This is a genomic window from Arthrobacter sp. B1I2 (genome assembly GCF_030816485.1).
Taxonomy (GTDB): Bacteria; Actinomycetota; Actinomycetes; order Actinomycetales; family Micrococcaceae; genus Arthrobacter.
Map to the genome: position 1 here is coordinate 3,710,186 of NZ_JAUSYC010000001.1, position 24,240 is coordinate 3,734,425.

The 24,240-nt window shown below is 66.2% G+C and carries 26 protein-coding genes; 8 read left to right on the top strand and 18 right to left on the bottom strand.

From position 1 onward, the window contains the following. Positions 1 to 69 precede the first annotated feature (69 nt). Genes QFZ57_RS17260 through QFZ57_RS17270 form a run of 3 tightly spaced genes read left to right on the top strand, consistent with a single transcriptional unit; the run spans position 70 to position 2,342 of the window. Positions 70 to 522, top strand: coding sequence for a hypothetical protein (locus tag QFZ57_RS17260; protein WP_306631728.1), 453 nt, complete (start codon positions 70 to 72; stop codon positions 520 to 522). After that, positions 522 to 1,166, top strand: coding sequence for an SIMPL domain-containing protein (locus QFZ57_RS17265; RefSeq protein ID WP_306901071.1), 645 nt, complete (start codon positions 522 to 524; stop codon positions 1,164 to 1,166). Before QFZ57_RS17260 ends, QFZ57_RS17265 begins: the two co-directional genes overlap by 1 nt. A gap of 57 nt (positions 1,167 to 1,223) precedes the next feature. Further along, on the top strand, positions 1,224 to 2,342 hold the full coding sequence (locus tag QFZ57_RS17270) for an Rv2578c family radical SAM protein (protein WP_306901072.1): 1,119 nt from the start codon (positions 1,224 to 1,226) through the stop codon (positions 2,340 to 2,342). On the opposite strand, the gene QFZ57_RS17275 is transcribed toward QFZ57_RS17270, so the two are convergent. Beyond that, positions 2,339 to 2,785 carry a (deoxy)nucleoside triphosphate pyrophosphohydrolase gene (locus tag QFZ57_RS17275; RefSeq protein WP_306631731.1) on the bottom strand — a complete coding sequence of 149 codons (447 nt, stop codon included), beginning with the start codon at positions 2,783 to 2,785 and terminating at the stop codon, positions 2,339 to 2,341. The two genes, QFZ57_RS17270 and QFZ57_RS17275, sit on opposite strands and share 4 nt — an antisense overlap. Positions 2,786 to 2,958: 173 nt before the next feature. On the opposite strand from QFZ57_RS17275, the gene QFZ57_RS17280 reads away from it, so the two are divergent. Then, the gene (locus tag QFZ57_RS17280; protein ID WP_306631732.1) at positions 2,959 to 4,167 is read left to right on the top strand and encodes an MFS transporter; all 1,209 of its coding nucleotides are present in this window, start codon (positions 2,959 to 2,961) and stop codon (positions 4,165 to 4,167) included. Between the two features lie 154 nt (positions 4,168 to 4,321). Next, positions 4,322 to 4,597, top strand: coding sequence for a GlsB/YeaQ/YmgE family stress response membrane protein (locus QFZ57_RS17285; protein ID WP_141160945.1), 276 nt, complete (start codon positions 4,322 to 4,324; stop codon positions 4,595 to 4,597). Positions 4,598 to 4,717: 120 nt separating this feature from the next. Here QFZ57_RS17285 and QFZ57_RS17290 read toward each other — a convergent pair whose 3' ends face one another. The 4 genes from QFZ57_RS17290 to infC all read right to left on the bottom strand — a co-directional run bounded on the left by QFZ57_RS17290 (position 4,718) and on the right by infC (position 7,590). Continuing rightward, positions 4,718 to 5,644 carry a TrmH family RNA methyltransferase gene (locus tag QFZ57_RS17290; RefSeq protein ID WP_306631733.1) on the bottom strand — a complete coding sequence of 309 codons (927 nt, stop codon included), beginning with the start codon at positions 5,642 to 5,644 and terminating at the stop codon, positions 4,718 to 4,720. Positions 5,645 to 5,716: 72 nt separating this feature from the next. Continuing rightward, the gene (gene rplT, locus QFZ57_RS17295; protein ID WP_306901073.1) at positions 5,717 to 6,106 is read right to left on the bottom strand and encodes a 50S ribosomal protein L20; all 390 of its coding nucleotides are present in this window, start codon (positions 6,104 to 6,106) and stop codon (positions 5,717 to 5,719) included. Between the two features lie 118 nt (positions 6,107 to 6,224). Continuing rightward, positions 6,225 to 6,419 (bottom strand): 50S ribosomal protein L35, encoded by a 195-nt coding sequence (rpmI, locus tag QFZ57_RS17300; protein ID WP_018771575.1) that lies wholly within the window; start codon positions 6,417 to 6,419, stop codon positions 6,225 to 6,227. A gap of 118 nt (positions 6,420 to 6,537) precedes the next feature. Beyond that, positions 6,538 to 7,590: a translation initiation factor IF-3 gene (gene infC, locus QFZ57_RS17305; protein WP_373461267.1), complete on the bottom strand. Its 1,053-nt coding sequence runs from the start codon at positions 7,588 to 7,590 to the stop codon at positions 6,538 to 6,540. 401 nt (positions 7,591 to 7,991) lie between these two features. On the opposite strand from infC, the gene QFZ57_RS17310 reads away from it, so the two are divergent. Then, positions 7,992 to 8,378 (top strand): DUF1844 domain-containing protein, encoded by a 387-nt coding sequence (locus QFZ57_RS17310; protein WP_018771577.1) that lies wholly within the window; start codon positions 7,992 to 7,994, stop codon positions 8,376 to 8,378. Between the two features lie 175 nt (positions 8,379 to 8,553). Here the strand turns inward: QFZ57_RS17310 and QFZ57_RS17315 are convergent, their stop codons facing one another. The 8 genes from QFZ57_RS17315 to QFZ57_RS17350 all read right to left on the bottom strand — a co-directional run bounded on the left by QFZ57_RS17315 (position 8,554) and on the right by QFZ57_RS17350 (position 14,959). Next, on the bottom strand, positions 8,554 to 9,855 hold the full coding sequence (locus QFZ57_RS17315) for an MFS transporter (RefSeq protein ID WP_306901074.1): 1,302 nt from the start codon (positions 9,853 to 9,855) through the stop codon (positions 8,554 to 8,556). 57 nt (positions 9,856 to 9,912) lie between these two features. Further along, entirely contained in the window at positions 9,913 to 10,797 is an 885-nt protein-coding gene (locus QFZ57_RS17320) for an SseB family protein (protein WP_306901075.1), read from the bottom strand. A 19-nt stretch (positions 10,798 to 10,816) separates the two neighbouring features. Continuing rightward, positions 10,817 to 11,563: a bifunctional 1-(5-phosphoribosyl)-5-((5-phosphoribosylamino)methylideneamino)imidazole-4-carboxamide isomerase/phosphoribosylanthranilate isomerase PriA gene (priA, locus tag QFZ57_RS17325; protein ID WP_306631736.1), complete on the bottom strand. Its 747-nt coding sequence runs from the start codon at positions 11,561 to 11,563 to the stop codon at positions 10,817 to 10,819. A gap of 93 nt (positions 11,564 to 11,656) precedes the next feature. Further along, positions 11,657 to 11,815: a hypothetical protein gene (locus QFZ57_RS17330; protein ID WP_306631737.1), complete on the bottom strand. Its 159-nt coding sequence runs from the start codon at positions 11,813 to 11,815 to the stop codon at positions 11,657 to 11,659. Further along, positions 11,816 to 12,577, bottom strand: a complete 762-nt coding sequence (gene hisH, locus QFZ57_RS17335; RefSeq protein ID WP_306631738.1) for an imidazole glycerol phosphate synthase subunit HisH — start codon at positions 12,575 to 12,577, stop codon at positions 11,816 to 11,818. It lies immediately after the preceding gene. After that, the gene (gene hisB, locus QFZ57_RS17340; protein ID WP_306631739.1) at positions 12,574 to 13,200 is read right to left on the bottom strand and encodes an imidazoleglycerol-phosphate dehydratase HisB; all 627 of its coding nucleotides are present in this window, start codon (positions 13,198 to 13,200) and stop codon (positions 12,574 to 12,576) included. The genes hisH and hisB overlap by 4 nt, the downstream gene beginning before the upstream one ends. Before the next feature lie 61 nt (positions 13,201 to 13,261). Continuing rightward, entirely contained in the window at positions 13,262 to 14,380 is a 1,119-nt protein-coding gene (locus QFZ57_RS17345; protein ID WP_306901076.1) for a histidinol-phosphate transaminase, read from the bottom strand. A 177-nt stretch (positions 14,381 to 14,557) separates the two neighbouring features. Beyond that, the gene (locus tag QFZ57_RS17350) at positions 14,558 to 14,959 is read right to left on the bottom strand and encodes a LysM peptidoglycan-binding domain-containing protein (RefSeq protein WP_306901077.1); all 402 of its coding nucleotides are present in this window, start codon (positions 14,957 to 14,959) and stop codon (positions 14,558 to 14,560) included. A gap of 353 nt (positions 14,960 to 15,312) precedes the next feature. Between QFZ57_RS17350 and lexA the strand changes: the two genes are divergently transcribed. After that, positions 15,313 to 16,050: a transcriptional repressor LexA gene (gene lexA, locus QFZ57_RS17355; protein WP_306631742.1), complete on the top strand. Its 738-nt coding sequence runs from the start codon at positions 15,313 to 15,315 to the stop codon at positions 16,048 to 16,050. A 42-nt stretch (positions 16,051 to 16,092) separates the two neighbouring features. On the opposite strand, the gene QFZ57_RS17360 is transcribed toward lexA, so the two are convergent. Next, entirely contained in the window at positions 16,093 to 18,153 is a 2,061-nt protein-coding gene (locus tag QFZ57_RS17360; RefSeq protein ID WP_306901078.1) for an ATP-dependent DNA helicase, read from the bottom strand. Continuing rightward, complete coding sequence (gene hflX, locus QFZ57_RS17365; protein ID WP_306901079.1) at positions 18,146 to 19,726, bottom strand: GTPase HflX; 1,581 nt, start codon at positions 19,724 to 19,726, stop codon at positions 18,146 to 18,148. The genes QFZ57_RS17360 and hflX overlap by 8 nt, the downstream gene beginning before the upstream one ends. Before the next feature lie 437 nt (positions 19,727 to 20,163). On the opposite strand from hflX, the gene QFZ57_RS17370 reads away from it, so the two are divergent. After that, entirely contained in the window at positions 20,164 to 20,787 is a 624-nt protein-coding gene (locus QFZ57_RS17370; protein WP_306901081.1) for a class I SAM-dependent methyltransferase, read from the top strand. Here QFZ57_RS17370 and dapF read toward each other — a convergent pair. From dapF to miaB, 3 genes are read right to left on the bottom strand one after another with little or no spacing between them, the layout of a single operon-like run. Continuing rightward, complete coding sequence (gene dapF / locus QFZ57_RS17375; RefSeq protein ID WP_306901082.1) at positions 20,759 to 21,703, bottom strand: diaminopimelate epimerase; 945 nt, start codon at positions 21,701 to 21,703, stop codon at positions 20,759 to 20,761. The genes QFZ57_RS17370 and dapF overlap by 29 nt on opposite strands. Before the next feature lie 59 nt (positions 21,704 to 21,762). Further along, entirely contained in the window at positions 21,763 to 22,659 is an 897-nt protein-coding gene (gene miaA, locus QFZ57_RS17380; RefSeq protein ID WP_306631746.1) for a tRNA (adenosine(37)-N6)-dimethylallyltransferase MiaA, read from the bottom strand. Positions 22,660 to 22,661: 2 nt separating this feature from the next. Continuing rightward, the gene (gene miaB, locus QFZ57_RS17385) at positions 22,662 to 24,239 is read right to left on the bottom strand and encodes a tRNA (N6-isopentenyl adenosine(37)-C2)-methylthiotransferase MiaB (RefSeq protein ID WP_373461269.1); all 1,578 of its coding nucleotides are present in this window, start codon (positions 24,237 to 24,239) and stop codon (positions 22,662 to 22,664) included. Position 24,240 lies beyond the last annotated feature (1 nt).

A 24,240-nucleotide genomic window follows, 5' to 3' on the forward strand; every position in this document is an offset into this window, starting at 1 on the left:
AGGGCTCGCCGGCAGGACCGGCGGCCACTGCCCTCCAGTCTAGTTGAACCCTCCGGCTACCATGGCCTCATGAATTGGCAGCACCGCGCGGCTTCCCTTCCGCGCCCGACGACGGCCCACCGGCTCAGACGGGCAGCGAACCTCCTCAACGGGAGCACCCTGGCCGGGCTCGCCGTCGCCCTCGCCGCCCGGACGCAGATCAGCCACGGACCGCGCGGACTGGTCATCGCTGCAGGCTACCGCTGGCGGTTGCCTTTTGCGCACGCCTACACCCTGGGCAATGTGGTGCTGTGCCGCAGCACGGCCGAAGACCTGCTGTCCCGGCCCGCACTCCTGGGACACGAGGAACGGCACTGCGGCCAGTACGCCTGGTGCCTGGGACTGCCCTTCATCCCGCTGTACCTGGCAGCCGCCGGCTGGTCGGTGCTGCGCACCGGAAATCCGGGCACGGCGAACATCTTCGAACGACGGGCAGGGCTGGCCGCCGGCGGCTACCCGCTTCCGGCGGGGAGGCAGGTGTGATGGACCAGGATACCCAGGCGCAAACAGTCACCGTAACGGGGACGGGATGGGCGGAAGCAGTCCCTGACCTGATGCTGGTTTCGGTGGGGATCGAATGCAGCGCCGCATCGGTGGCGGAAGCATACGCGGCTTCCGGAGAAGCCCTGGCCGCGGTGGGCTCGGTCCTCCGCAGCCGCGGCGTTTCCCCCAGTGATCTCCGCTCTACCGGCCTGACCGTCCGGGCCGACCTCGCCTGGCGTGACGGCGAAGGCCAGAAACTCGTGGGCTATGTTGCGTCCGCCAGCCTCACGGTAAGACTCCGGGACATCGGCAGCGCCGCCGCCACCATTTCAGAGGCCGTCGGCGCGGCCGGCGATGTTGTCCGGCTGAACAACCTGCAGCTGATTCTTTCCGACGAGTCCGCTGTCCGGGCAGAGGCCCGGGATGCCGCCTGGCAGGACGCGCTTCGCACCGCCGAACAGTATGCCGCGCTGGCCTCGGCCAGCCTGGGCCGGGTGCTGTCTGTGACAGACCAGCACCCCCCGGTGGGACCGGTTCCGCTCGCCGGGCTGCAGCGCGCCTCTGCCATCGAAGGGCCGGCGGTCGAACCGGGCGCGAACCGGGTGGAGGCAGCGGTCAGTGTCACCTGGGAGCTGCGGCATTAGGCTGTCCCACTGCGCGGCGCCTTGACTTCTATTCGAACATGTTTTCGAATAGAAGGCATGAGATGGGAAGCGCAAACACTGGTCCCCACGCCGGATACCACGGGCGGGGCTGTTCCGGCACTGCTTCCCCTGGCAGGCCTGGTCCGCTCTGTCACCACTCCGGAGTTCGCCGGAATCACGTTCCACGAGGTCACTGCCAAATCGATGCTCAACAGGGTTCCTGCAGGGTCAAAGATGCCCTTCGAATGGACCGTGAATCCCTACCGCGGCTGTAGCCACGCCTGCGTGTACTGCTTTGCCCGCAAGACGCACACCTACCTGGACTTCGACGCCGGCATGGACTTTGACAGCCAGGTGGTGGTGAAGGTGAACGCCGCGGAGATCCTCCGGAAGGAACTGAAGAAGGCATCCTGGACGCGCCAGCAGGTGGCGCTGGGCACCAACACCGATCCCTACCAGCGGGCCGAGGGCCGGTACCGGCTGATGCCTGGCATTATTACCGCTTTGGCGGAGTCCGGCACTCCCCTGTCCATCCTCACCAAGGGAACGCTGCTGGCCCGGGACATTCCGCTGCTCAAAAGGGCCGCCACGCAGGTGCCCGTAGGGCTGGGCATTTCCCTGGCCATGACGGACGAAGCCCTCTCGGAGGCCATCGAGCCTGGAACCCCGGGACCGAGGGCGCGACTCAAACTGGTCTCCCGCCTCCGCGAGGCCGGACTGCCCTGCGGCGTCATGGCCATGCCCATCCTGCCGTGGCTGTCCGACAGTGACGAGGCCCTGGATGCGCTGTTCAGCTCACTGGCTGCCGCCGGCGCAACCGGAGTCAGCGCCGGCGCCCTGTACCTGAAGCCGGGTACCCGGGAATGGTTCATGAAGTGGATCGCCGCACACCACCCCGAACTCGCCGGCCGCTACCGGCGGCTGTACGGAACAGGCTCCTATGCCTCAAAGGAGTACCGCACGTGGCTTGCCGGCAAGGTCCGCTACTTCAAGGCACGCCACGGCTTTTCGTATTCCACCGGCTTCAGCCACCGGGACCTGAACAACAATGACCTGGACGACCCACGGGCCGAGGAAGCGGAATATCCAGCCGGGACCATTCCCGCCGCGGTTCCGGAGGGCTCCGCTGAAGTTTCTTCCGCGTCCCGGCTTTCGCAGCAGGACGCGCTCTTCTAGCTGGCCCCGCCGAGCGGCGACACCACAGAGTCCAGCAGCGCATGGACAATCGGATAATCGGCCGGGATCCACGGCAGGGCAAGGACCGCTTCCCGGTCATGCAGGTCAACCCAGCGCAGTTCATCATGGTCTTCAAGGGGCATCGGTTCGCCGTGGGTCACCTCCGCGAACCAGACCCGCATGCTGGCCCGGTCATTGAGCGGCCAGCCTTCCGGTGTTTCCGCATGCAACTCTGGTCCCAGGTGGACGCCGATTCCGAGCTCCTCCGCCAGTTCCCGGAGCAGCGCGGTTTCGGGTTCCTCCCCGGGTTCAACCTTGCCTCCCGGAAACTCCCACAGCCCTGCCAAATGCTCCGGCGCGCTTCGCCTTGCCACCAGCAGTGCCGCCGGATCGGCCAACCGGTCTACTACAGCTCCGCCAACAACCTGAATCAGTCCAGTCACCGGCTCATTCTATGGGCCACAATGGGAATGTCGCGGAACAGCATTTCCGTCCCAGGCGTTACCTCCAGCGGGAATAGGTCCTGCCCACACAGGGTTGGCCACACTGTCCGGACTTTCCTGCCCCATTGCCGTGGCATCCGTCCCTTGAAGTCCACGTTTCGAGAAGCAGGCATATGAGCAGCGTTCTTTCCCCGTCCACGGCAACCCCCGTCAAGACCCACAGCCTCGGAATGGCAATCTTTGCCCTGGCCATGGGCGGGGTGGGCATCGGCGTCACCGAGTTCACCATGATGGGACTGCTGAAGGAAGTGGAACAGGGTCTGGGGATCACCACTCCGCAGGCCGGCCATCTGATCTCCGCGTACGCACTGGGAGTGGTGGTAGGCGCTCCCCTCCTGGCTGCCGTGGGCGCCAAGCTACCCCGCAAGAAACTCGCGCTGGGGCTCCTGCTGTTCTTTACCGTGGCCAACCTGGCCTCATTCATAGCGCCCGACTACGGATCGATGCTCGTGTCCCGCTTCGCCGCCGGCCTGCCGCACGGTGCGTTTTTCGGGGTTGCGGCCGTCATCGCCGCGTCCCTCGTTCCACCCACAAGGCGGGGTTGGGCCATCTCGATGGTCATGGCCGGACTCAGTGTCTCGAATGTGGTGGGAGTACCGTTCGCCACATGGCTGGGACAGACCTTCGGATGGCGCCTGCTGTTTGTCCTGGTTGGTGCGATCGGCCTGCTGGCGCTGGCTATGGTGTGGAAATTCGTCCCCTTCCAGCATGCCCACCCTGATGCGAGCATCCGGCGCGAGCTCGGAGCCCTCAAACGGCTCCAGGTGTGGTTGGCCCTCCTGGTGGGCATCGTGGGCTTCGGCGGCTTCTTCGCCACCTACACCTACATCGCGCACACCATGACCGCGGTGGCCGGCATCCCCTCCGCGCTGATTCCCCTGGTGGTGGCGCTCTACGGGCTGGGCATGGTGGCGGGGAACATCGTCGGCGGCAGGCTGGCCGATAAATCGGTCATGGGCACCCTGTACCGGGTCCTCCCGGCCATCGCCGTGGCCCTGGTGGTCTACGCGTTGGCCGCGCACTGGCAGTGGAGCGCAATGGTCATGGTGTTTGTGGTGGGTGCTTCCGGCTCCATGCTCATCCCCGCCCTGCAGACCCGCCTGCTGGACGCGTCGCCGGACGCCCCCTCGCTGGCATCCTCCCTCAACCACGCCGCACTGAACGTCGCCAACGCCCTCGGGGCGTTCCTCGGGGGTCTCGTCATCGCCCTCGGGTGGGGCTTTGTTGCCCCGGCCCTGGTCGGCGCCGTCCTCGCGGTCCTCGGTTTCGGCGTCGCCCTCGTCAGCGGCCTGCTCGAACGCAAGAGGCCACTGGCCGCCTGAGCGCCTACCGGTGCGTCCCGGGCCCGGAAACTGTCGGCCCGAGGAGTCCTAACGATGCAGCAACACCGCCTTTGGGGCTACTGACTTTGCAGGGTGCTTATGTTAGCTTGAGCCTCATCGGGACTATTAATCCCGGTCACAATAAGGAGGAGACATGGGTTTTCTTGCTTGGATTATTTTGGGCCTGATAGTCGGGGCCATCGTTAAGGCCGTTATGCCCGGACGGGTCGGCGGCGGCTGGGTCACCAGCCTTATCCTGGGGGTCGTTGGTGCCATTGTTGGCGGCTGGATTGGCAGCCTCCTGTTCAACAAGGGTGATCTTGCCTTCTTCGACCTTGGTACCTGGATTCTCGCTATCGTCGGCGGCCTGGTTGTTGCCGGCATCTACGGGGCAGTCACCGGACGCGGAAAAGCCACCCGCGCACCCTGATCGCTCTGTCTGTCAATCACCAAGGGGCCCCGGACTTCCGGGGCCTTTCTTTGTGCTTCAGATGTCTTGGCACCGGGCACATGCCGGCGCCCGCCCGTGCCGCCCGCCGTCGCGCTTCCCTTATCCGGTCCGTTCCTGCTCCACCGCAGCTCCGGCCCGGCGCTGTGAGCGGGCACTGGCGTACAGGCATACCGTGGCCGCCGTCCCAAGGTTGAGGCTCTCGGCGGCCCCGTAGACGGGAACAGCCACCCGGTGGTCCGCGAGTTCCAACTCCTCGGGTGCGAGTCCCTGCGCCTCGTTCCCGAAAAACCAGGCGGTCGGCCCTGCGAGGTCGTAGACCGAGTCAGGCCCGCTTCCGGTCAGCCTGCGCCGGGCGTTCTCGTCCTGCAGGACATCCAGGTCCAACTGCCCGTAGCCGTCCGCGGCGAGGATGCCGATGCCCCGGGCCTTGCAGGCTGCCGCCAGTTCTGCGGGATCCGCGGCCAGAACGACCGGAACGTGGAACAGTGAACCTGCGGTGGAGCGGACCGCCTTGGGGTTGTAGATATCAACGCTGGAGGTTGTGAAAACCACGGCATCGGCACCGGCAGAGTCGGCTGCACGCAGGACAGTTCCCGCGTTCCCGGGGTCCCTCACCTGGCACAGCACGGCAACCAGGCGGGGCCCGGCATCCAGCACCTCCGCCAGGGCCACGTCCACGAACCGGCAAACGGCGACGATGCCCTGCGGGTTGACGGTGTCGGCCATTGCTGCCAGGACTTCATCAGTGGCGAGCCGCGCGTTGGTGCCCTCGGCGAGCTCCTCGAATTCGGGAAAACGGTCAAGGCAGCTTTCGCTGGCGAATACCTCAGTGACTATTCCGGGAGCTCCCGCCGCAAGGCGCTGCTGGTGGAGTTTGAGCGCTTCGCGGACGGCCTGCGGACCCTCGGCCAGGAACTGGCCGCGCTTTAAACGGGCCGGGCGCCCTGCAAGCTTCGCCACGTCCCTGACCCGATCAGCTCGGGGGTTGGACAGTGGAAGATCTTGCGGGCGCCCGGTTTCGTTCATACAAGAACTGTAGTAGCTGCTGCCACGTGTTCCTGAACGGGCCCCTCAAGCGAGGGGCAAGAAGCGGCTTGCCTAGGCTGCGGCTGCCTTCTTGGCGGAGGTGTCGGCCGGCAGCGAGTCCTTGGCAACCTGGACCAGCGCGGCGAAAGCGTTGGCGTCAGAGACAGCCAGCTCTGCCAGCATGCGGCGGTCAACCTCAACCTCAGCAGCCTTCAGGCCCTGGATGAGACGGTTGTAGGTAAGGCCGTTGGCGCGGGATGCAGCGTTTATGCGCTGGATCCACAGGCGGCGGAAGTCGCCCTTCTTCTTCTTGCGGTCGCCGTAGCTGTATACAAACGAGTGCAGCAGCTGCTCTTTGGCCTTGCGGTACAGGCGCGAACGCTGTCCACGGTAGCCCTTTGCGCGTTCAAGGATAACCCGGCGCTTCTTGTGGGCGTTGACCGCCCTCTTCACACGTGCCACGTGCGTACTCCTTCGAAAATCTGATCCCAAGCATCTACTGCCGGTGTTCCGGCGGCCTGAGAATGCTGTTTGGCAGGTGACGGGCCACCAGGCGGCGGCCCCTCATAGAACTTGGAAATTAGATGCCGAGCATCTTCCGGATGACCTTGGCGTCGCCCTTGAAGACGATCCGGTCGCCGGCAAGGCGGCGGGTCAGGCGGGAGGACTTGTGCTCCAGGTAGTGGCGGCGGTTGGCCTGCTGGCGGCGCAGCTTGCCGCTGCCGGTCAGCTTGAAGCGCTTCTTAGCACCACTGTGGGTCTTCATCTTCGGCATGGGAACCGATCTCCTTAATTTCTGCGGGCCCGGGGGCCTGCAGTTCTATCGCGCAGCCACCCCTGCGGGCAGCATGCTGGTTGTTGACTGCCGGGGGCGTACCCCCGGCAGCTGTGAACTAGTTGGTCTTCTTACCGGCCGGCTTCGGCGCTGCCTTGGGGGCAGGGCGTGCAGCAGGCTTAGGCGCAGCAGGCCTGGCCACCGGCTTCGGCGGGGCAGGCACAGCGGCCGGCTTCGGCGCTGCCGGAGCGGCGGCTTCCGGCTTGGCGGCAGCTGCAGGCCTTGGGGCCGCAGCGGCCTTCGGCGCGGCAGCCTTAGGGGCTTCCTGCTTCGGCGCGGCAGCCTTAGGGGCGTCCTGCTTCGGCGCGGCAGCCTTAGGGGCTTCCTGCTTCGGCGCGGCAGCCTTGGGGGCTTCCTGCTTCGGAGCCTCCTGCTTCGGAGCGGCAGCCTTGGGGGCTTCCTGCTTCGGAGCTTCCTGCTTCGGCGCCGCGGCAGCGGGCTCCTCAGCGGGTGCCTTGTCCTCGGCAACAGCCTCCGGCTCGGTGGAGACGGTGAAGCCTTCCGGCAGGAGGTCCGCCAGTGACTGCGTCATGGGGGCCTGGTCGTCGCCGGACGTGTCAACGCGTCCGTCGGCCCTGGCTTCGTTCTGTGCCTTCGCTTCGGCGCGCTGAGTGGCCCGCCGTGCTTCAGCCTTGGCTTCGGCCTTGTTCTTGAGCGGACCAACCACCATGACCATGTTCCGGCCATCAATGCGGGGGCTGGACTCCACCACGCCGACTTCGGCGACGTCGTCCGCGAAGCGCTGGAGCAGGCGGATGCCCATCTCCGGACGCTGCTGCTCACGGCCACGGAACTGGATCATGGCCTTGACCTTGTCCCCGGCACCGAGGAAGCGCAGGGCGTGGCCGCGCTTGGTCTCGTAGTCGTGGGTGTCGATCTTCAAGCGGAAGCGGATTTCCTTCAGAACGGTGTTCGTCTGGTTCTTCCGGGCTTCGCGTGCCTTGACCGCAGCCTCGTACTTGTACTTGCCGAAGTCCATCAGCTTGCACACCGGAGGCTTCGCCTGAGGTGCAACTTCAACGAGATCAAGGTCGGACTCGGCAGCCAGGCGCAGGGCATCCTCAATACGGACGATTCCTACCTGTTCACCTGCAGGGCCGACCAGCCGCACCTCGGGGACGCGGATACGCTCATTGATTCTTGGCTCGCTAATGTTAAAGCTCCTGTGTTTGTTGTTGAGTCCGGCAAATAGAGAAGGCCCCCAATTGCCGGAGCAATCGAAGGCCTCAGATAGGTTGGCTCAGCAACCCCGCAAAGGGCTGCATGTGCACAGTCCCGGCAAATGCCGGCCCGTGCCCAACCAGGTACCCGGCAACCTTGCATCCCCTGCAGGTTCCAATGGAACGCGTGGGACAGCGGCTGACGCGGGTGGGAGAGAACTCCGCTTGCAAACTGGATGCCATTCTACAGAAAAAATTCCCGTCAACGCCGGAAAGCGCTGCTGGGAACCTGATCGTTTGGGACAATCTCTGAAATAACGACATCCAGTCGGTCTGTGTCAAGCTTACCAGTATGAGCACCTCAGACAGTAATTCGTACGTCTTTGAGCCTGGTGACGCAGGCGCAGACGTTTCACAACAGATCCGGGACATCTCGGAAGTCCCCGCCATCGAGGTCATCACCACGGCCGCCGTGCACCTGATGAGCGCCGCCGCCGTGAAGCTTGGCCTCGCCGCGGAAGACAACGCAGCCGAGTTGAAGGACCTGGACGAGGCCCGGAAGCTGATCACCGCGCTGGCGGGTCTGGTCACCGCGGCTGCCCCCGAAATCGGCTCGCAGCACGCCGGACCCTTGCGCGACGGGCTGCGCTCCCTCCAGCTGGCCTTCCGTGAAGAGTCGCTGATTCCCGACGCCCCGGGCAAGGGCCCGGGCGAGAAGTACACCGGTGCAGTGAACTAAGGAAGAACGCACATAAGCAGCGCCCGACGGCGGGACGGCCTTTGCAGGTCGTCCCGCCGTCGCGCTTTAACTTCCTCTTAACATCCCGCCGTTCCCCGAGTTTTTGGGCAGATATGCCGACTTGGCCGGCCCGGAAGTCCTCGTATCTGCACAAAAACTCCCGTGCGAGGGTGGGTCAGGCGGCTGCGCGGCGCCGGCGGTGCTGCTGGAGGGCCAGGCCCACCAGGCACAGCACCACGCCCGCGGCGCCGACCGACACGAAGCCTCCGGAAGGGCCCATGACGTCGATGAAGACCCCGGCCAGGGGGGAACCGAACGCAACACCGGCGGTCAGGGCCGAGCCGTACCAGCCCATCGCCTCCCCGCGCCGCTCCTCCGACACCAGGTACGCGACCTTTTCCGAGGCCGCGGAGAGGACTGGAGCACAGAGCAGGCCCGGCAGGAGGGAGACGAAGGCCAGCGTCCAGGTGTCGTGGGCGAAAGCCATGGGCAGGGTCAGCGCGGCCATGCCCAGCAGCAGGATGACAGGCGGGATGGGCCGGTGCATGGCGCCGTAGATGAGGCCGCCTACGACTGACGCGGCACACCAGAAGACGAAGACGATGCCAATTTCGCTCTGGTGGCCGCCGGTTTCCAGGGCTGCAACGATGCCGACGTCGGTGCCGCTCAGGACCATTCCGGCGCCGGCGGCAACGGCAAAGAGTGCTGCCACGGTTGCAGTGAACCAGGAGAACCCGCCTGCCAGTCTTCCGCGCAGGCCACCCTGCGCGGCGTTTGTGGCGGCCCCCGCGGGTGCGAGTTCCGCAGCCGCTTCCTGCACATGGGCGGGAGCAGTGGCGACGACGGCGGCTTCCGCGGCATGCTGCTCGTCCTCGGCGCATTCGGCTGTTTGGCCGGGGCTGCGGGTGGGCGGGTTGAACCACATGAGGAACAGCCCGGCGAGGGAGGTGGTCACGCCCACCACCGTCAGCCCGGCAGTGGTGAAACCACTGGTGGCCACCACCGCGCCGGCGGCCGGCCCGATCATGAACACCATTTCCGTGGTGATGGCATCGAGGGCGAACGCGGTGCGGCGTTGGTCTCCCTCCGCCAGGACGCCCAGGGATTGCCGGATGACGCTGAAAATGGGCAGTGTGAGAAGGCCGCCTACGAAAACGAGTGGAAGGAGCCATTGGTAGGACACGTGCGGCACCACCGACCAGATCACCGTTTCCGAGATCACGGACGGGATAAGTGCGGTCCGCAGTCCCACGGTGTCAACGCGCCTGCCCCGCCAGGGAGCGCCCAAGGCAATACCGATGGTCATCACGGCTGCGGCAGCACCGGCGGCGGCATAGCCCTGGCCCAGGGTGAGGACGATGTGCAGGGTCAGAAGAACGCCGGCGGCCGAGTGCGGGATGCGGGCAATCATGCCGACCAGCAGCAGCCGGCGGATAGGCCGGATGGCGACCAACTCCCGGTAGAGAGCGAAATTCACGAAGCGGTCCTTCAGGGTATGCCGCACCCGGGCGGGGATCACCCATCCGGCTGCCGGCTAGTCGGGAGCGCGCCTCAGTTTGATTTCGACGGAATCGACGCGCTCCCCAAACAATACATTCCGCGACCACTCCGCCTGCAGGCCGCCCACCAGTTCCTGGACACCCGCGGCGTCCAGGCCGTCCTCAAGGTACAGCACCACCTGAAGTTCCGGTCCGGCGCCGCCGCCGGGGACGACGGCGCCGTCGGCAGCGCTGGCAGCTACTCCCCTGCCCGGCAAAAGCTCGATGCCCCGGATGGCAGCGAATCCGGAGGCTGCCCGGGCCATTTCGCCGGCCAGCTCAGGGTCGTTGTAGGAAGGGGTCCAGTCATGCTGCCTGGCCAGTGCCCAGACCCCGGGCCGGCGTACCACGAACGTTACGTCGGCTCCGGGATCCAGGACCAGGAGCTCTGCGCCTTCTGCGACTGCCGAGAGGGCCGCCCGTGCGGCGTACACGGCTACCGGCCGGGCCCCGGGATGCCAGGCCGCCAGCGCGGCGGCCGAGGTGAAGGCAGGGAGCGCGATCCTGCCGTCGGCCGCCTTCAGCGTCACCAGCGCCATGTCTGCCTGCTTGTCGGCGTGCAGCCCGTGGTCCGTTTCCACCTCTTCTGCCAGCTGCGCCACGATCGGGATGAAGACCCGGGCCGTTGCCAGGGCTGCAACCACACCCGCTTCATCGCCTGTCCCCTGGCGAAGCGCCGCGACTGCGGCGAGGTAGCCGGCGTCGGCCGTGCCGTCGTCGTCGTCGAAGTTGTGGATCTTCGCGTCGTCACCGGCAAGGCTGCGGCCTGCCCACGGACGGCCCGCGGAATCCGTGGCGCCGCCGGCACCGGCCAGCGCCGCCGCGATATGTCCGGGCAGTTGGCGGGCTGCCGGGCGCCCCGGTTCCTCGACGTCAGGCATGGGAAATAAGCTGCCGGGCCTAGCGCCGGCCGGCGACGTTGAGGGCTTCAGGCAAGGTGAAGGCTCCGGCATACAAAGCCTTGCCCACAATGGCACCTTCCACGCCCAGGGGGACCAGCGACCGGAGGACCTTCAGGTCGTCCAGGCTGGAGATGCCGCCGGAAGCAACCACCGGCTTTCCGGTCTTCTCCACCATCTGGCGCAGGAGTTCGACGTTGGGTCCCTGGAGCGTGCCGTCCTTGGTCACGTCGGTCACCACGTAGCGGGAGCAGCCGGCCTCTTCGAGACGGCCCAGCACGTCCCAAAGGTCCCCGCCCTCCTTGGTCCAGCCGCGGCCGGCAAGGGTGGTTCCGCGGACGTCAAGGCCGACGGCGATCTTGTCACCGAAACGCTCGATGGCACGACGGGTCCACTCGGGGTCCTCCAGCGCAGCGGTTCCCAGGTTGACCCGGGCCACGCCCAGATCGAGGGCGGCTTCGAGGGTCTCGTCATCGCGGAGGCCGCCGGAGAGCTCCACCTTGATGTCCAGGCGGCCCACGACCTCGCGAAGCAGGTCAGCGTTGGAGCCCCGGCCGAAAGCCGCATCCAGATCAACCAGGTGCACCCACTCGGCGCCCTGTTGCTGCCAGTTCAGCGCCGCTTCGAGGGGCGTGCCGTAACTGGTCTCACTGCCGGCCTCGCCCTGGACCAGCCGGACGGCCTGGCCGTTGACGACGTCGACGGCTGGCAGCAGTTCAAGTACCGGCAGGTCATGTGCGGTGGTCATACTCATCCTCAGTGTTGATTCTTCGGTTCGGGCAAAGACGGGGTTCGGGCAGTGCGCGGGAGGCTGTCCTTCGCGTCGCCGCCCGGCTGGTGGTCAGTTGGCCGGCAGCGTCAGCAGGTAGGCGGCAAGCAGTGACATGGCGGCCAGGACGTAGAACGCCACCTGTGCCCAGAGGGGTTTGTGCTGCTGCCGGAACGAGATGCCGCCACCAATCAGTATGCCTGCGAGACCCATCAGGAGTACGGACCACATCTAGGCGACACTGCCGGCGTCCGCTGCGCCTGCACCGGGGTCACCGCCGGCGGGCTTGCGGAGGCCCTCCACCCAGTTGCGCAGGAGGCGCGCGCCGGCGTCGCCGGACTTTTCGGGGTGGAACTGGGTGGCGCAGAGCGGGCCGTTTTCGACGGCGGCGATGAACGGGCCGCCGTGCTCGGACCAGGTGACCAGGGGCGGCGCCATCCGCGGCTGGATGACGTCAAAGTTCCATTCCTGCACGCCGTAGGAGTGCACGAAGTAGAACCGTTCGTTTTCGACGCCGGCAAAAAGCTTCGAACCTTGCGGCACCTTGACGGTGTTCCAGCCCATGTGCGGGACCACCTCCGCGCGGAGGGCCTCCACCTTGCCGGGCCATTCTCCGATGCCCTCGGCTTCGGTGCCGTGCTCCACGCCGGCCTCGAAGAGGACCTGGAGGCCCACGCAGATGCCCAGTACGGGACGTCCGCCTGCCACGCGCCTGCCGATGAGCCGGATACCGTCCACGGCCTTGAGTTCGCGCATCACGGTCTCGAACGCACCCACGCCGGGCACCACCAGGCCGTCTGCGTTCAACACATCCTCCGGCTTGGCGCTCAGGATCACTTCCGCGCCGGCACGTTCCAGTGCGCGCACGGCGGACCTGACGTTCCCGGAACCATAGTCCAGGACCGTCACCGTGGGTTTGCCCTCAGGTGACGGCAGCTTCCGGGACGCTGTCGGATCGATGATTGCCCCGTCCTTCAGGACCTGCCCGCTCACAGTGCACCCTTGGTGGACGGGATGCCTTCGACACGCGGATCGGGTTCGACGGCGGCACGGAGTGCCCGAGCGAAGGCTTTGAACTGCGCCTCGACGATGTGGTGCGGGTCCCGGCCGGCCAACACGTTCATGTGCAGGCAGATGCCGGCATGCAGCGTGATCGCTTCGAAGACGTGGCGGGTCAGGGAACCCGTGAAGTGGCCCCCGATCAGGTGGTACTCCTGTCCGGCGGGCTCACCGCCGTGGACCAGGTAGGGGCGGCCGGAGACGTCCACCACCGCGTTGGCAAGGGCCTCGTCCAGCGGCACCGTGGCTTCGCCGAAGCGGCGGATTCCGGCCTTGTTGCCCAGGGCCGTGCGCAGCACTTCACCGAACGTGATGGCCACGTCCTCGACGGTGTGGTGGACGTCGATGTGGGTGTCTCCGGTGGCCTTGACGGTCATGTCGATCAGGGAGTGTTTGCACAGGGCCGTGAGCATGTGGTCGTAGAACGGCACCGAGGTATCGATGTCCGATACGCCGGTTCCGTCGAGGTTGATCTCCACGAGTACGGAGGACTCGCTGGTGGCACGCTCCATGCGGGCGGTCCGGTCCGCAGCCGTATTCGATCCGGTTGGACTCATGGTGAAGGATCCTTTGTGGGAGAAGAAGTGGTTCCGGGCGTCCAGCGCCGCAATATCAAGTCTAGGCCGGAAGCGCGGCCTGGCCCGCAAGGATGCGCTCCAGGGAAGTAAGGAAGGTTGTGGTTTCCGACTCAGTGCCCGCCGTGACCCTGAGGTGGCCGGGGATGCCTACGTCACGGATGAGCACACCTGCATCCAGCAGCTCCTGCCAGACCTGGTGCGGATTTTCCAGGCCCCCGAAGAATACGTAGTTGGAGTCTGACGCGGCCGGCTGGAGGCCCATCCTTGTCAGTTCCGCCACGATCCGGTCCCGCTGCTTCTTGATGTCCTGGACATCAGCCATCAGCGCTTCGCGGTGATCGAGGGCGGCCAGGGCGGTCGCCTGGGTGATGGCGGACAGGTGGTACGGCAGGCGCACCAGCCGCAGCGCATCGGTGACTTCCGGCGCTGCAGCCATGTAGCCGAGCCGGGCGCCCGCCAGGGCGAACGCCTTGCTCATGGTGCGGGATACGATCAGCCGCTCCCGGCCGGGCAGCAGGGTCAGTGCACTGGGAGTCCCGTCGTGCGCGAACTCGTGGTAGGCCTCATCGACGATCACGATGGCCTGGCTGGCCTCGCCGGCCTCATAGACGGCCTTCACAACGTCCAGTCCAAGGCCGGTCCCGGTGGGGTTATTGGGCGAGCAGAGGAAGACGATGTTCGGCTGCAGTTCCTTGACCTGGCGGGCGGCGGACTCAGCGCTCAGGTCGTAGCTTTCCGATCGTTCCCCCGTGATGTACCTGGTGTCGGTTCCGCTGGCAAGCAGGGGGTACATGGAGTACGTGGGCGGAAAGCCCAGGGCGGTACGGCCGGGACCGCCAAAGGCCTGGAGGATCTGCTGCAGCACTTCATTGGAGCCGTTGGCTGCCCAAAGGTTGGTTTCGTCAAGCCCGTGACCGAGGTATTCCGCCAGGGCTTTCCGCAGCTTGGTGAACTCACGGTCCGGGTAGCGGTTGAGCCCCGCTGCAGCCTCCGTGACGGCGGCGCTGATGGCTGCACGCACGTCTGCGGGAACACCATGGGTGTTCTCATTGACATTCAGCAGGATGGGGACGTCCAGTTGGGGCGCCCCGTAAGGGGTCAGCCCGCGAAGGTTGCTGCGGAGGGGAAGCCGGTTCAGACGCTCTAGCTGGTCGTTCACCTGAACAGTTTAGTTGCCGCAGCAACTACCGGAAAATGTGACAGCCGCTGTTCGCCCTCGGCATGCTCTGCCGTGAGCCCTTTTCTGCCACGGCTCATTCCCCGCCGCTGCGGTGTGCCGCGCCAACCCGTTCCCTGCCCTGGCCATTCCCTGCGGCAGGCTGCGCCGGCAGACCGCTCAGCGTGTGGGGACGAACAGTTGCTGGCCAGGCAGGACAGCGCCCGCGGAAAGGTTGTTGAGCTGGACGATGTCCGCCACTACGTCCCGGGCATCACGGTCCGGAGCAACCGCACCTGCGATGGCCCACAGCGACTGTCCGGCCTGCACCGTCACAGTGACCGTGGGCGTCACTGCAAGACCGGCAGCGGAATCGGAGGCCTTGGCCGGCGAGTTGAAGAGTCCGGACAGCGACATCAGAAGTACAGCGAGGAGTACAAGCGGTACCCCGATCAGGACGATCCGTCCCCGGCGGGTCAGCCGCAAGGTTGCGGCTGTTGGCGTCCGGCGGTCCACAGGATTCCGCCGCTGCAGGGAAAAGCGTTCCGAAAGTGAAACATGGTGAAGCGATATAGCTGACATGAACTGAGCCCTCCTGGACCTGCCGTGCTGCCCGGGTGTCCGCCCAGCCAGCTGCCCCAGCTATTGACCGCCGGGACCTTCTTCCGGCTACGTCTTCGAATAGGGCATGCACTGGTTAGAACACATGTTCGAACTTTGCTTGTTAAGTTTTAGCACCTATCAACGAATAATGTCGAGACTCGCTAGAACAAATGTTTGAAAAAGCCATGAGGCTGGCCTAGCTTTGAAACCAAAGAACAACCACCACTGAAGTTGAACAGCAGGGTCTGACAATGACAGTGGAAGTCCTCCCGGGGCGCTGCCGAACAGTGCCAAGCGGAAGATCCGGCGGCAAGCGAAAGGCATTGGCGAATATGGCAGCAGCAGCCGTCGGGGGCAGGACCGCCCCGCAATCCAAGAGGACCACCAAGGGCCTGACGCCCAGGCAGAAGAAAATCCTGGAAACCATCCAGCGCTCAGTTAATGAGAACGGGTACCCGCCCTCCATGCGTGAGATCGGCGATACCGTTGGCCTGGCGAGCCTGTCCAGCGTGACCCACCAGCTCTCCCAGCTGGAGAAGCTGGGTTACCTGCGCCGCGACCCCAAGCGGCCACGCGCCATGGAAGTGCTCATGCCCCTGACGCTGGACGGCGGTACCGGCAAAGCGGCCGGCACGTCTCCCGCCCCGCAGGCCGCCGGCGGCGGTGCCACCGTGGCAGAACTGCCCACCGCGCTTGATACTGCCATGGTTCCGCTGGTCGGCCGGATTGCTGCCGGCGGGCCCATCCTGGCCGAGCAACTCGTCGAAGATGTCATGCCGCTCCCCCGCCAACTGGTTGGCCAGGGCGAACTTTTCATGCTCAGGGTGGCGGGCGATTCCATGGTGGACGCAGCCATCTGCGACGGCGACTGGGTGGTGGTGCGGCGCCAGGCGGACGCCGCCAACGGGGACATCGTTGCTGCACTGCTGGACGACGAAGCCACGGTCAAGACCTTCCGGCAGCGCGACGGCCACACGTGGCTGCTTCCCCAAAACACGCAGTACGAACCCATCCTTGGCGACCACGCCACCATCATGGGCAAAGTGGTCTCAGTTCTGCGTTCCCTGTAGCCGGCTCTCCGCTGCCATCCCCGGACTTATCTGGGGCTGGCATCATCTGGCGGCGTCCGCGCCCAGCCTGGTCAGTGCGGCCAGCGCCTTGCTGCGGTCCGTGGTGGCCCAGAACGGGGGCAGTGCTCCCCGCAGGAAGCCCGCATACCGCTCTGTTGCCAACCGCGAATCCAGAACGGCCACTACGCCCTTGTCTCCGGTGGACCGGATCAGCCGGCCCGCGCCCTGTGCCAGCCGGATTGCCGCGTGCGTGGCCGAGACGGACATGAAGCCGTTTCCCCCGGCCTGCGCCACGGCACGCGAACGCGCGGTCATCAGCGGATCATCCGGCCTGGGGAACGGTATGCGGTCAATCACCACCAGGCGGCAGGAGCCTCCTGGGACGTCAACCCCCTGCCACAGGGACATAGTCCCAAAGAGGCAGGTGTCCGGTTCATCGGCGAACTGCTTGACCAGCGCTGCCATGGTCGATTCGCCCTGGCAGAGCACAGTCACGTCCAGCTTGGGCCGGAGGGCGTCCGCAGCCTCTTCGGCAGCCCGGCGCGATGAAAACAGGCACAGGGCTCCCCCGCCTGATGCTTTGATCAGCGCTTCCAGTTCCTCCAGCGCTTCCGGGGAAACGCCGCGGCCGGGCTTTGGCAGGTGGCCGGCCACATAGAGGATGCCCTGTTTTGGATAGTCGAAGGGCGAGCCCACGTCCACGCCTGTCCAGCTGGGCGCACCGTCGCCAATAAGGCCGAGTCCGCCGGCCGCTGGTTCAAACGCCGAGCCGATGGCCAGGGTCGCGGACGTCAGGACGACGGTGTGCCCGGCGAAGAGCCCTTCCCGCAGCCTCCCGGCTACGGACAACGGCGCGATGTTGATCAGGACCGGCGCATTCTCATCAGGCTGCGAGTATCCCTGGCCGGGATCGAACGTGCTGGCGCGGGAAAACCAGATTACTTCCCGGTTTTCCCGCGCAGCGATCAGCCGCTCGCACAGTTCCAGGATGAGCATGAGGCGGGACCGGGCCAGCTGCCGGCCGCCGTCGGCCGGGGTGGTGCTGTCCCCCTTGGAATCGGACAGCGCAGCCCGGCAGGCCTCCCGCAACTGGTCCACGCAGTCCAGCTGTTCGTCGTTCAGGCCGTTGGGAAGCAGGCCGTTCGGTGCGCCTGCGAGGGCCAGTTCGAGGTTGGCCGCTGCGGCATTCAGGGAATCAACGGTGATGGCGGTATGTTTCCGTGCGCCGGAAGCGGCCGCGTGGACCATGGCTACGGACAACTGCCCGGACACGGCTCCAGTGACCCGGTCCTGCAATTCGTGCGCTTCGTCCACCACGACGACGTCGTACTCGGGCAGGACGGCGAGTCCCTCGAAGGCGCTGACGGCGAGCATGGCGTGGTTGGTCACCACGACATCTGCCTCGGCTGCGTCCTGCCGGGCCAGCTCGCTGAAACACTCGGCGGCCATGGGGCATTTTTGGGCGCCGAGGCACTCCATGGAGGTCACTGAGACCTGGCGCCAGGCACGGTCAGTCACGCCGGGCAGCAGCTCGTCCCGGTCGCCGGTGGCTGTCTTCTCCGCCCATTCGCGGAGCCGCACCACTTCCTTGCCCAGCTGGGAGGAGGGTCCGCCCACTGCCGCGGCAAAATGCGGAACGCTGGTGTCCTCGCCCAAGGAGAAGAGCTGCCCTTCGGAAGGCTCCTCGGAGGGGAAGCCGCCTTCGAGTTTGTGGCGGCACACGTAGTTGGACCGCCCCTTCACCAGGGCAACCTTGACCGGCCGTTCCAGGGCCGGGGTGATGTTCTTCAGGAGCCGGGGCAGGTCCCTGCCAACAATCTGGGTTTGCAATGCCAGCGTGGCCGTGGATACCAGAGCCGGCTTGTTGCTTTCCAGGGCATGGGCAATGAGCGGCACCAGGTAGGCCAGCGATTTGCCGGTGCCGGTGCCTGCCTGGACCAGCAGATGGTTGCCCGTTTCGATGGCCCGGGCCACCTGCAGGGCCATTTCGTGTTGTCCGGTGCGGCTTTGCCCGCCCATGCCGGCGACGGCGCGGTCGAGCAGTTCGATAACGAGCTGCTCGCCGGCCGTCTGCGCGGCTTCCCCGGCGGCGGGGTCAGTCATTGACGACGAATGGCTGCAACTCGGACGCCAGGCCCTCCCTGACCTTCACCGCGGCCCTGGTGCCTGCCTCGACGTGGTCCACGCTGAGGATTTCGGCGTCTGACTCATGGAGCTTGCTGATCAGGTCTCCGCGGTCATACGGGATGAGCAGGTCCATCTTGACCGAGGGCCGGGGAATCGATTCGCTGATGGCCTTCAGCAGTTCCGGAATGCCCTCCCCTGTGCGGGCCGAGACCACCACGTGGCGTGGTTCGCGCTGCTTCAGCCGCTCCACCACGAAGGGGTCGGCCGCGTCGGCCTTGTTCAAGACGATGATCTCCGGCACCTTGCGGGCGTCAACTTCGCTGAAGACTTTCCGGACCGCAGCGATCTGTCCTTCGGGGTCGGGGTGCGAAGCGTCCACCACGTGCAGGATCAGGTCCGAGTCCGCTACCTCCTCGAGGGTGGAGCGGAAGGCTTCCACCAACTGGGTGGGCAGCGAACGGACGAATCCAACGGTGTCGGCCAGGGTGTACCCCAGGCCGTCCGCGGTTTCGGCCTTGCGGACGGTGGGATCCAGCGTGGCGAACAGTGCGTTCTCCACGAGGACGCCGGCGTCCGTGAGCCGGTTGAGCAGCGAGGACTTGCCGGCGTTGGTGTACCCGGCAATCGCCACGGAGGGCACTTCATTACGACGGCGGTTGGCCCGCTTGGTCTCGCGTGCCGGCTTCATTGCGGCGATTTCGCGCCGCAGCTTCGCCATGCGGGTACGGATCCGGCGCCGGTCCAGTTCGATCTTGGTTTCACCGGGGCCGCGGGAGCCCATGCCGGCGGCAGCGCCGCCGACCTGGCCACCGGCCTGGCGGGACATGGAGTCGCCCCAGCCGCGCAGGCGGGGAAGCAGGTATTCCAGCTGCGCCAGCTCCACCTGGGCTTTGCCTTCGCGGCTCTTGGCGTGCTGGGCGAAGATGTCCAGGATCAGGGCCGTCCGGTCGATGACCTTGACCTTGACGATGTCTTCAAGGCCACGACGCTGGGAAGGTGCCAGTTCGGCGTCCACCACCACGGTGTCCGCACCCGTCGACATGACAATGTCCTTGAGCTCCAGTGCCTTGCCTGAACCCAGGAAGGTTCCGGGGTCCGGCTTGTCCCGGCGCTGCACCAGCCCGTCCAGGACCTCCGAACCGGCAGTCTCGGCGAGGGCTGCAAGCTCACGCAGCGAGTTTTCGGCGTCGGCAAGCGTTCCCTCGGACCAAAGCCCGGCCAGGACCACGCGCTCCAGGCGCAGCTGGCGGTACTCGACTTCGGTGACATCTTCGAGTTCGGTGGACAGGCCTGCCCTGCGGCGCAGGGCGCGCCGTTCCTCAAGGTCCTGCTGGTCGCCGTCGTACGTTGAGTGTTCTTCGTCAACGCGGGAAATGGCCTGTGCCTTGCCGAGCACCGCTTTTCCGTTGCCGCTGCCTTCACCGCCGGGCGTGCTGACATTCTTGGCCGGGACGTCCTTGGCGAGGATCCGGTCGATAACAGCCTGGATCTCCTGCGGACTCATGTCCTGGGCGGCTGGATCGGAACCGGTGTTGGGCTGGCTGGTCATGGTCTCCTTTGAAGATTCGGCAATTCCAGAATAGTGCTGATTGGTTGGAAGTTGGAACGTATTCGCGCTGGGCTTACGGCCTGCGGTCATGCATTTCTCCTGGTTATGGGTCCGCCGGCTGCGATGCCGGGGCCGGGGATGCCGCGTCGGGACGGCGGCAGGGCTAAAGAGGGCCGGAAAATGGCGGGAAATGCAGCAGGGGGCTGACTTTCGAGTATTGTCCGGCGGCCGGACAGACCAGGAAGTCTGGGCCGGTGCACAAGCGGAAGGCTGGAAACCTGCGTCGCTGCGGGACGGGCTGTCGCTGGAGGACAGGCTGCGGGACGGGCGTGGCCCGTGCCGGCTACTCGAAGATCAGGAACATGCCATCCAGCCTAGCAGAGGGCACTCCGGCACGGTTTCCCATTACGCTGCAAGGGGAACTACTCTGGCCAGTTATGGAGTCCGCACACTATTTCAGTACCTCCCCGGCCCGCCCCTTTACCCGCAAACCCCTCACGGTGGAATTGGCCGGTGAAACGCGCCGGCTCCAGACGTCCACGGGCATCTTCAGCCCGGACGGAATCGATAAGGGCACTACGGTGCTCCTGGCCGAGGTCCCTGCCCCGCACCCCCAGGGGAACCTACTGGACATCGGGTGCGGCTGGGGGCCCATTGCACTCACCATGGCACTGCTGGCGCCTGCGTCAAAGGTCTATGCGGTGGACGTCAACGAACGCTGTATTGCCCTGACCAACGAAAACGCCGCCGCGCTGGGACTGTCCAACGTCGTCGCCAGCACGCCGGAGGCGGTGGACGCCGACGTTCGCTTCGACACCATCTGGTCCAACCCGCCCATCAGGATCGGCAAGGACGAGTTGCATGCCCTGCTCAAGCTCTGGCTTCCGCGCCTGGCAGACGGCGGTACGGCATGGCTGGTAGTGCAGAAGAACCTGGGCTCGGATTCCCTTCAGCGCTGGTTGGCTACCGAACTGGACAGCTCATTCACGGTGACCCGCGAGTCAACGTCAAAGTCCTTCCGGATCCTGAAAGTCACGAAAGCGTCCCGCTCGCCACAATGACGGCTGGGCCGCTGAGCTCCACGTGCTCGTGTCCGCCGGGGCCGGCAAAGAATTTCACGCCCACCACTCCTCCGGGAACGTGGACACGCCAGGCATCAGGCGCTTCAGCGCCCGCCCAGTGGCGGATTGCGACGGCGGCGGCACACGCGCCCGTTCCGCAGGATTGGGTCTCCCCAACCCCGCGCTCGTGGACCCGCATGGTCACTGAGCCGACGCCGTCATGGACCAGCGGCTCCGCGGGAACCACGAACTCCACGTTGGTCCCGTTCACCGGTACGGGATCGACCTTCGGCGCGGTGAAGAGCCGGGTGCCCGCGAGCTCGGTGAGTTCCGCGAGGGCCACCACGGTGTGCGGGTTGCCCATGCTGACGGAGAGAGCCGGCCGGGGAACTTCCAGCCCGTCGGCAGTGACCAGGGAATCCATGGCCTTGGCGCTGGCTTCCCCGGGGAAGATGAACTCCCAGGGCCCCATGTCCACCGCATAGCCGTCCCCGGTCCGGACCACGGTCTTCACCCCGCCGCGGGTGCCGATGGTGAGCGATCCGCCGTCGGGCAGGTCAATGAGGCCCTCGGTCCTGAGGAAGTGGACGAAAACCCGCACCCCGTTGCCGCACATTTCGGACAGCGAGCCGTCGGCGTTGCGGTAATCCATGAACCATTCCGCGTCCGGGGCCCCCGCGAGCAGTTCCTGGCCTTCCGGCAGGAAACGGGACGGGACAGCCCTGATCAGGCCATCAGCGCCGATCCCCCGGTGCCGGTCGCAGAGTGCGGCGGCCTGGTCGGCGCCAATGGTTCGGGTTCCCTCAGGATCGGCTACCAGGACAAAGTCGTTGCCGGTGCCGTGCCCCTTGGAAAAGCGGATTCCGCTCAGTGTGCGCAGGGCGGGCCCGGTGGTTTCTGCGGGGGTAGCATTCATGGTCCCAAGCGTAGCGGCGGATGCTGCCGGTGCTGAAACCGCAGCCCGTTGGCACGGCCCTATATGCACAGTGCCGTTGCCTTGCTGACGAGCTCCGGATCGTGCCAGTCGAGCCAGGCGATGCGGGGGTCGGCGCGGAACCAGGTCAGTTGCCGGCGGGCAAACTGCCGGGTGGCCACGATGGTTTCCTCCGCGGCATCCTCAATGGTTGATGTGCCGTCCAGGACCCGCAGGAACTGCGAATAGCCGAGTGCGCGGGATGCCGTTTTGCCGCGCCGCAGGCCCCGGGCGTCGAGCAGCCGGACCTCGTCCAGCAGCCCGGCGTCCACCATCCGGTGCACCCGTACTGCCAGCCGCTCCCGGAGGACCTCACGGTCCACGCCGAGGCCCACCTGGGTGGCGGGCCGGTAGTACTCGCGGCGGGGCATGAAGGAGCTGAAGGGCCTTCCGGTGAGTTCCTGGACCTCGAGGGCCCGGATGATCCGGCGGGCGTCCGAGACCCTGCCCGCCGATACCGGATCCACTGCTTGCAGCCTGGCCAGGAGCGCCTGGGTGCCAAGTTGCGCATGGTCCGCCTCGAGCCGTGCACGCAGTGCGGGGTCTGTACCCGGGAACTCCAGGACATCCAGGGCGGCCCGCACGTACAGCCCGGAGCCGCCGGCGAGAATTGCGCGCCTGCCGCGGGCATGGATGTCGTCGATGACGTCGCGGGCCTGTTGCTGGAAGTCGGACACGCTGGCTTCCTGGGTTACGTCCAGGATGTCCAGGAGGTGGTGCGGCACTCCCCTGCGCTCGGCCATCGTGATTTTCGCGGTGCCGATGTCCATTCCGCGGTAGAACTGCATGGCGTCAGCATTGATGACCTCGCCATCCAGTTCGAGGGCAAGGCTGACGGCGAGGTCGGACTTGCCGGAGCCGGTAGGGCCGACGACGGCGATGACGGGCGGGGCTGCCAACTTCAGCGGGTGCGCAACGGCAGCGAGGGCATGCCGAGGGAGACAGCCGCCGGTCCAGCGCCGGAACGGGGGGCCGGCGCCCCGCAGGAGTCGGCCCGGGACCTGTCCCACGCGTCCCCAGCCCGCGACCGGCGCAGGCTGTAGTCCTCAAGCGTGGGATCGGCCACCAGGTGGAAGGCCGCGGCCTCGGTAATGGTGACGGTGACCAGGTCCCCGGGCCTGGGGGCCGGAGCGCCGTCCGGGACCGAGAAGTGCACCAGCCGCTGGTCCTGGGAGCGGCCGGACAAGCGGTGGGTTTCCTCCGACTTCCGACCGGACTGCGCGGTGACCATGACCTCCAGCCTCCGGCCGAGCTGCTTCCGGTTCTCCTCGGCGGCGATCCGGTCCTGCAGGGCGGTGAGGCGTTCGAAGCGTTCCTGGACCACGGCCTTTGGCAGCTGCTCCGGCAGTTCGGCAGCGGGCGTGCCCGGGCGCTTCGAATACTGGAACGTGAAGGCGGTGGCAAAGCGAGACTCTTCCACCACGTCCAGCGTTGCCTGGAAATCCTCTTCGGTTTCACCAGGGAACCCGACAATGATGTCGGTGGAGATGGCGGCGTGCGGGATCCTGTCCCGGACCTTGTCCAGGATGCCCAGGAATTTCGTGGACCGGTACGAACGCTTCATGGCCCGGAGGATGCGGTCCGAACCGGACTGCAGCGGCATGTGAAGCTGCGGCATCACGTTGGGTGTCTCTGCCATGGCATCGATGACGTCATCGGTGAAGGCGGCAGGGTGCGGGCTGGTGAAGCGGACGCGTTCAAGCCCCTCGATTTCGCCGCAGGCGCGGAGGAGTTTGGAGAAAGCCTGGCGGTCCCCGAATTCGACACCGTAGGAGTTGACGTTCTGGCCGAGGAGGGTCACTTCGATGGCGCCATCGTCCACGAGCGCCTGGATTTCGGCGAGGATATCCCCTGGCCGGCGGTCCTTCTCCTTGCCGCGGAGGGCCGGCACGATGCAGAACGTGCAGGTGTTGTTGCAGCCGACAGAGATGGACACCCAGCCGGAGTAGACGGAGTCGCGCTTTGTGGGGAGGGTGGACGGGAAGACGTCCAGGGACTCCAGGATCTCCAGCTGGGCCTCGTTGTTGTGCCGTGCGCGGTCCAGGAGGGCTGGCAGGGCACCGACGTTGTGAGTGCCGAAAACTGCGTCCACCCATGGTGCCTTCTTGAGGATGGTTTCGCGGTCCTTCTGGGCCAGGCACCCGCCCACGGCGATCTGCATGCCGGGGTTGGCGGCCTTCACGGGGGCAAGGATGCCGAGGTTCCCGTAGAGCTTGTTGTCGGCGTTTTCCCGCACAGCGCAGGTATTGAACACCACCACATCGGCATGTTCGCCATCCGCCGGAACATAGCCCGCATCCTCAAGCATGCCGGCCATGCGCTCCGAGTCGTGCACGTTCATCTGGCAACCGAACGTGCGGACCTGGTAAGTACGCGGCTGCGCGGTACCGGATTGCGGCACGGCGCCGGTTTGCGAAAGGGCATTTGGCTCAACGGACGCGGCAGCACCGGAACGGGGGGAAGGAATGGTCAAACTCACC

Coding starts and splice junctions, on each gene's coding strand:
- QFZ57_RS17260 (WP_306631728.1), top strand. CDS start 70: ATGAATTGGCAGCACCGCGCGGCTTCCCTTCCGCGCCCGACGACGGCC.
- QFZ57_RS17265 (WP_306901071.1), top strand. CDS start 522: ATGGACCAGGATACCCAGGCGCAAACAGTCACCGTAACGGGGACGGGA.
- QFZ57_RS17270 (WP_306901072.1), top strand. CDS start 1,224: ATGAGATGGGAAGCGCAAACACTGGTCCCCACGCCGGATACCACGGGC.
- QFZ57_RS17280 (WP_306631732.1), top strand. CDS start 2,959: ATGAGCAGCGTTCTTTCCCCGTCCACGGCAACCCCCGTCAAGACCCAC.
- QFZ57_RS17285 (WP_141160945.1), top strand. CDS start 4,322: ATGGGTTTTCTTGCTTGGATTATTTTGGGCCTGATAGTCGGGGCCATC.
- QFZ57_RS17290 (WP_306631733.1), bottom strand. CDS start 5,644: ATGAACGAAACCGGGCGCCCGCAAGATCTTCCACTGTCCAACCCCCGA.
- rpmI (WP_018771575.1), bottom strand. CDS start 6,419: ATGCCGAAGATGAAGACCCACAGTGGTGCTAAGAAGCGCTTCAAGCTG.
- QFZ57_RS17310 (WP_018771577.1), top strand. CDS start 7,992: ATGAGCACCTCAGACAGTAATTCGTACGTCTTTGAGCCTGGTGACGCA.
- QFZ57_RS17320 (WP_306901075.1), bottom strand. CDS start 10,797: ATGCCTGACGTCGAGGAACCGGGGCGCCCGGCAGCCCGCCAACTGCCC.
- priA (WP_306631736.1), bottom strand. CDS start 11,563: ATGACCACCGCACATGACCTGCCGGTACTTGAACTGCTGCCAGCCGTC.
- QFZ57_RS17330 (WP_306631737.1), bottom strand. CDS start 11,815: ATGTGGTCCGTACTCCTGATGGGTCTCGCAGGCATACTGATTGGTGGC.
- hisB (WP_306631739.1), bottom strand. CDS start 13,200: ATGAGTCCAACCGGATCGAATACGGCTGCGGACCGGACCGCCCGCATG.
- QFZ57_RS17350 (WP_306901077.1), bottom strand. CDS start 14,959: ATGTCAGCTATATCGCTTCACCATGTTTCACTTTCGGAACGCTTTTCC.
- lexA (WP_306631742.1), top strand. CDS start 15,313: ATGGCAGCAGCAGCCGTCGGGGGCAGGACCGCCCCGCAATCCAAGAGG.
- QFZ57_RS17360 (WP_306901078.1), bottom strand. CDS start 18,153: ATGACTGACCCCGCCGCCGGGGAAGCCGCGCAGACGGCCGGCGAGCAG.
- hflX (WP_306901079.1), bottom strand. CDS start 19,726: ATGACCAGCCAGCCCAACACCGGTTCCGATCCAGCCGCCCAGGACATG.
- QFZ57_RS17370 (WP_306901081.1), top strand. CDS start 20,164: ATGGAGTCCGCACACTATTTCAGTACCTCCCCGGCCCGCCCCTTTACC.
- dapF (WP_306901082.1), bottom strand. CDS start 21,703: ATGAATGCTACCCCCGCAGAAACCACCGGGCCCGCCCTGCGCACACTG.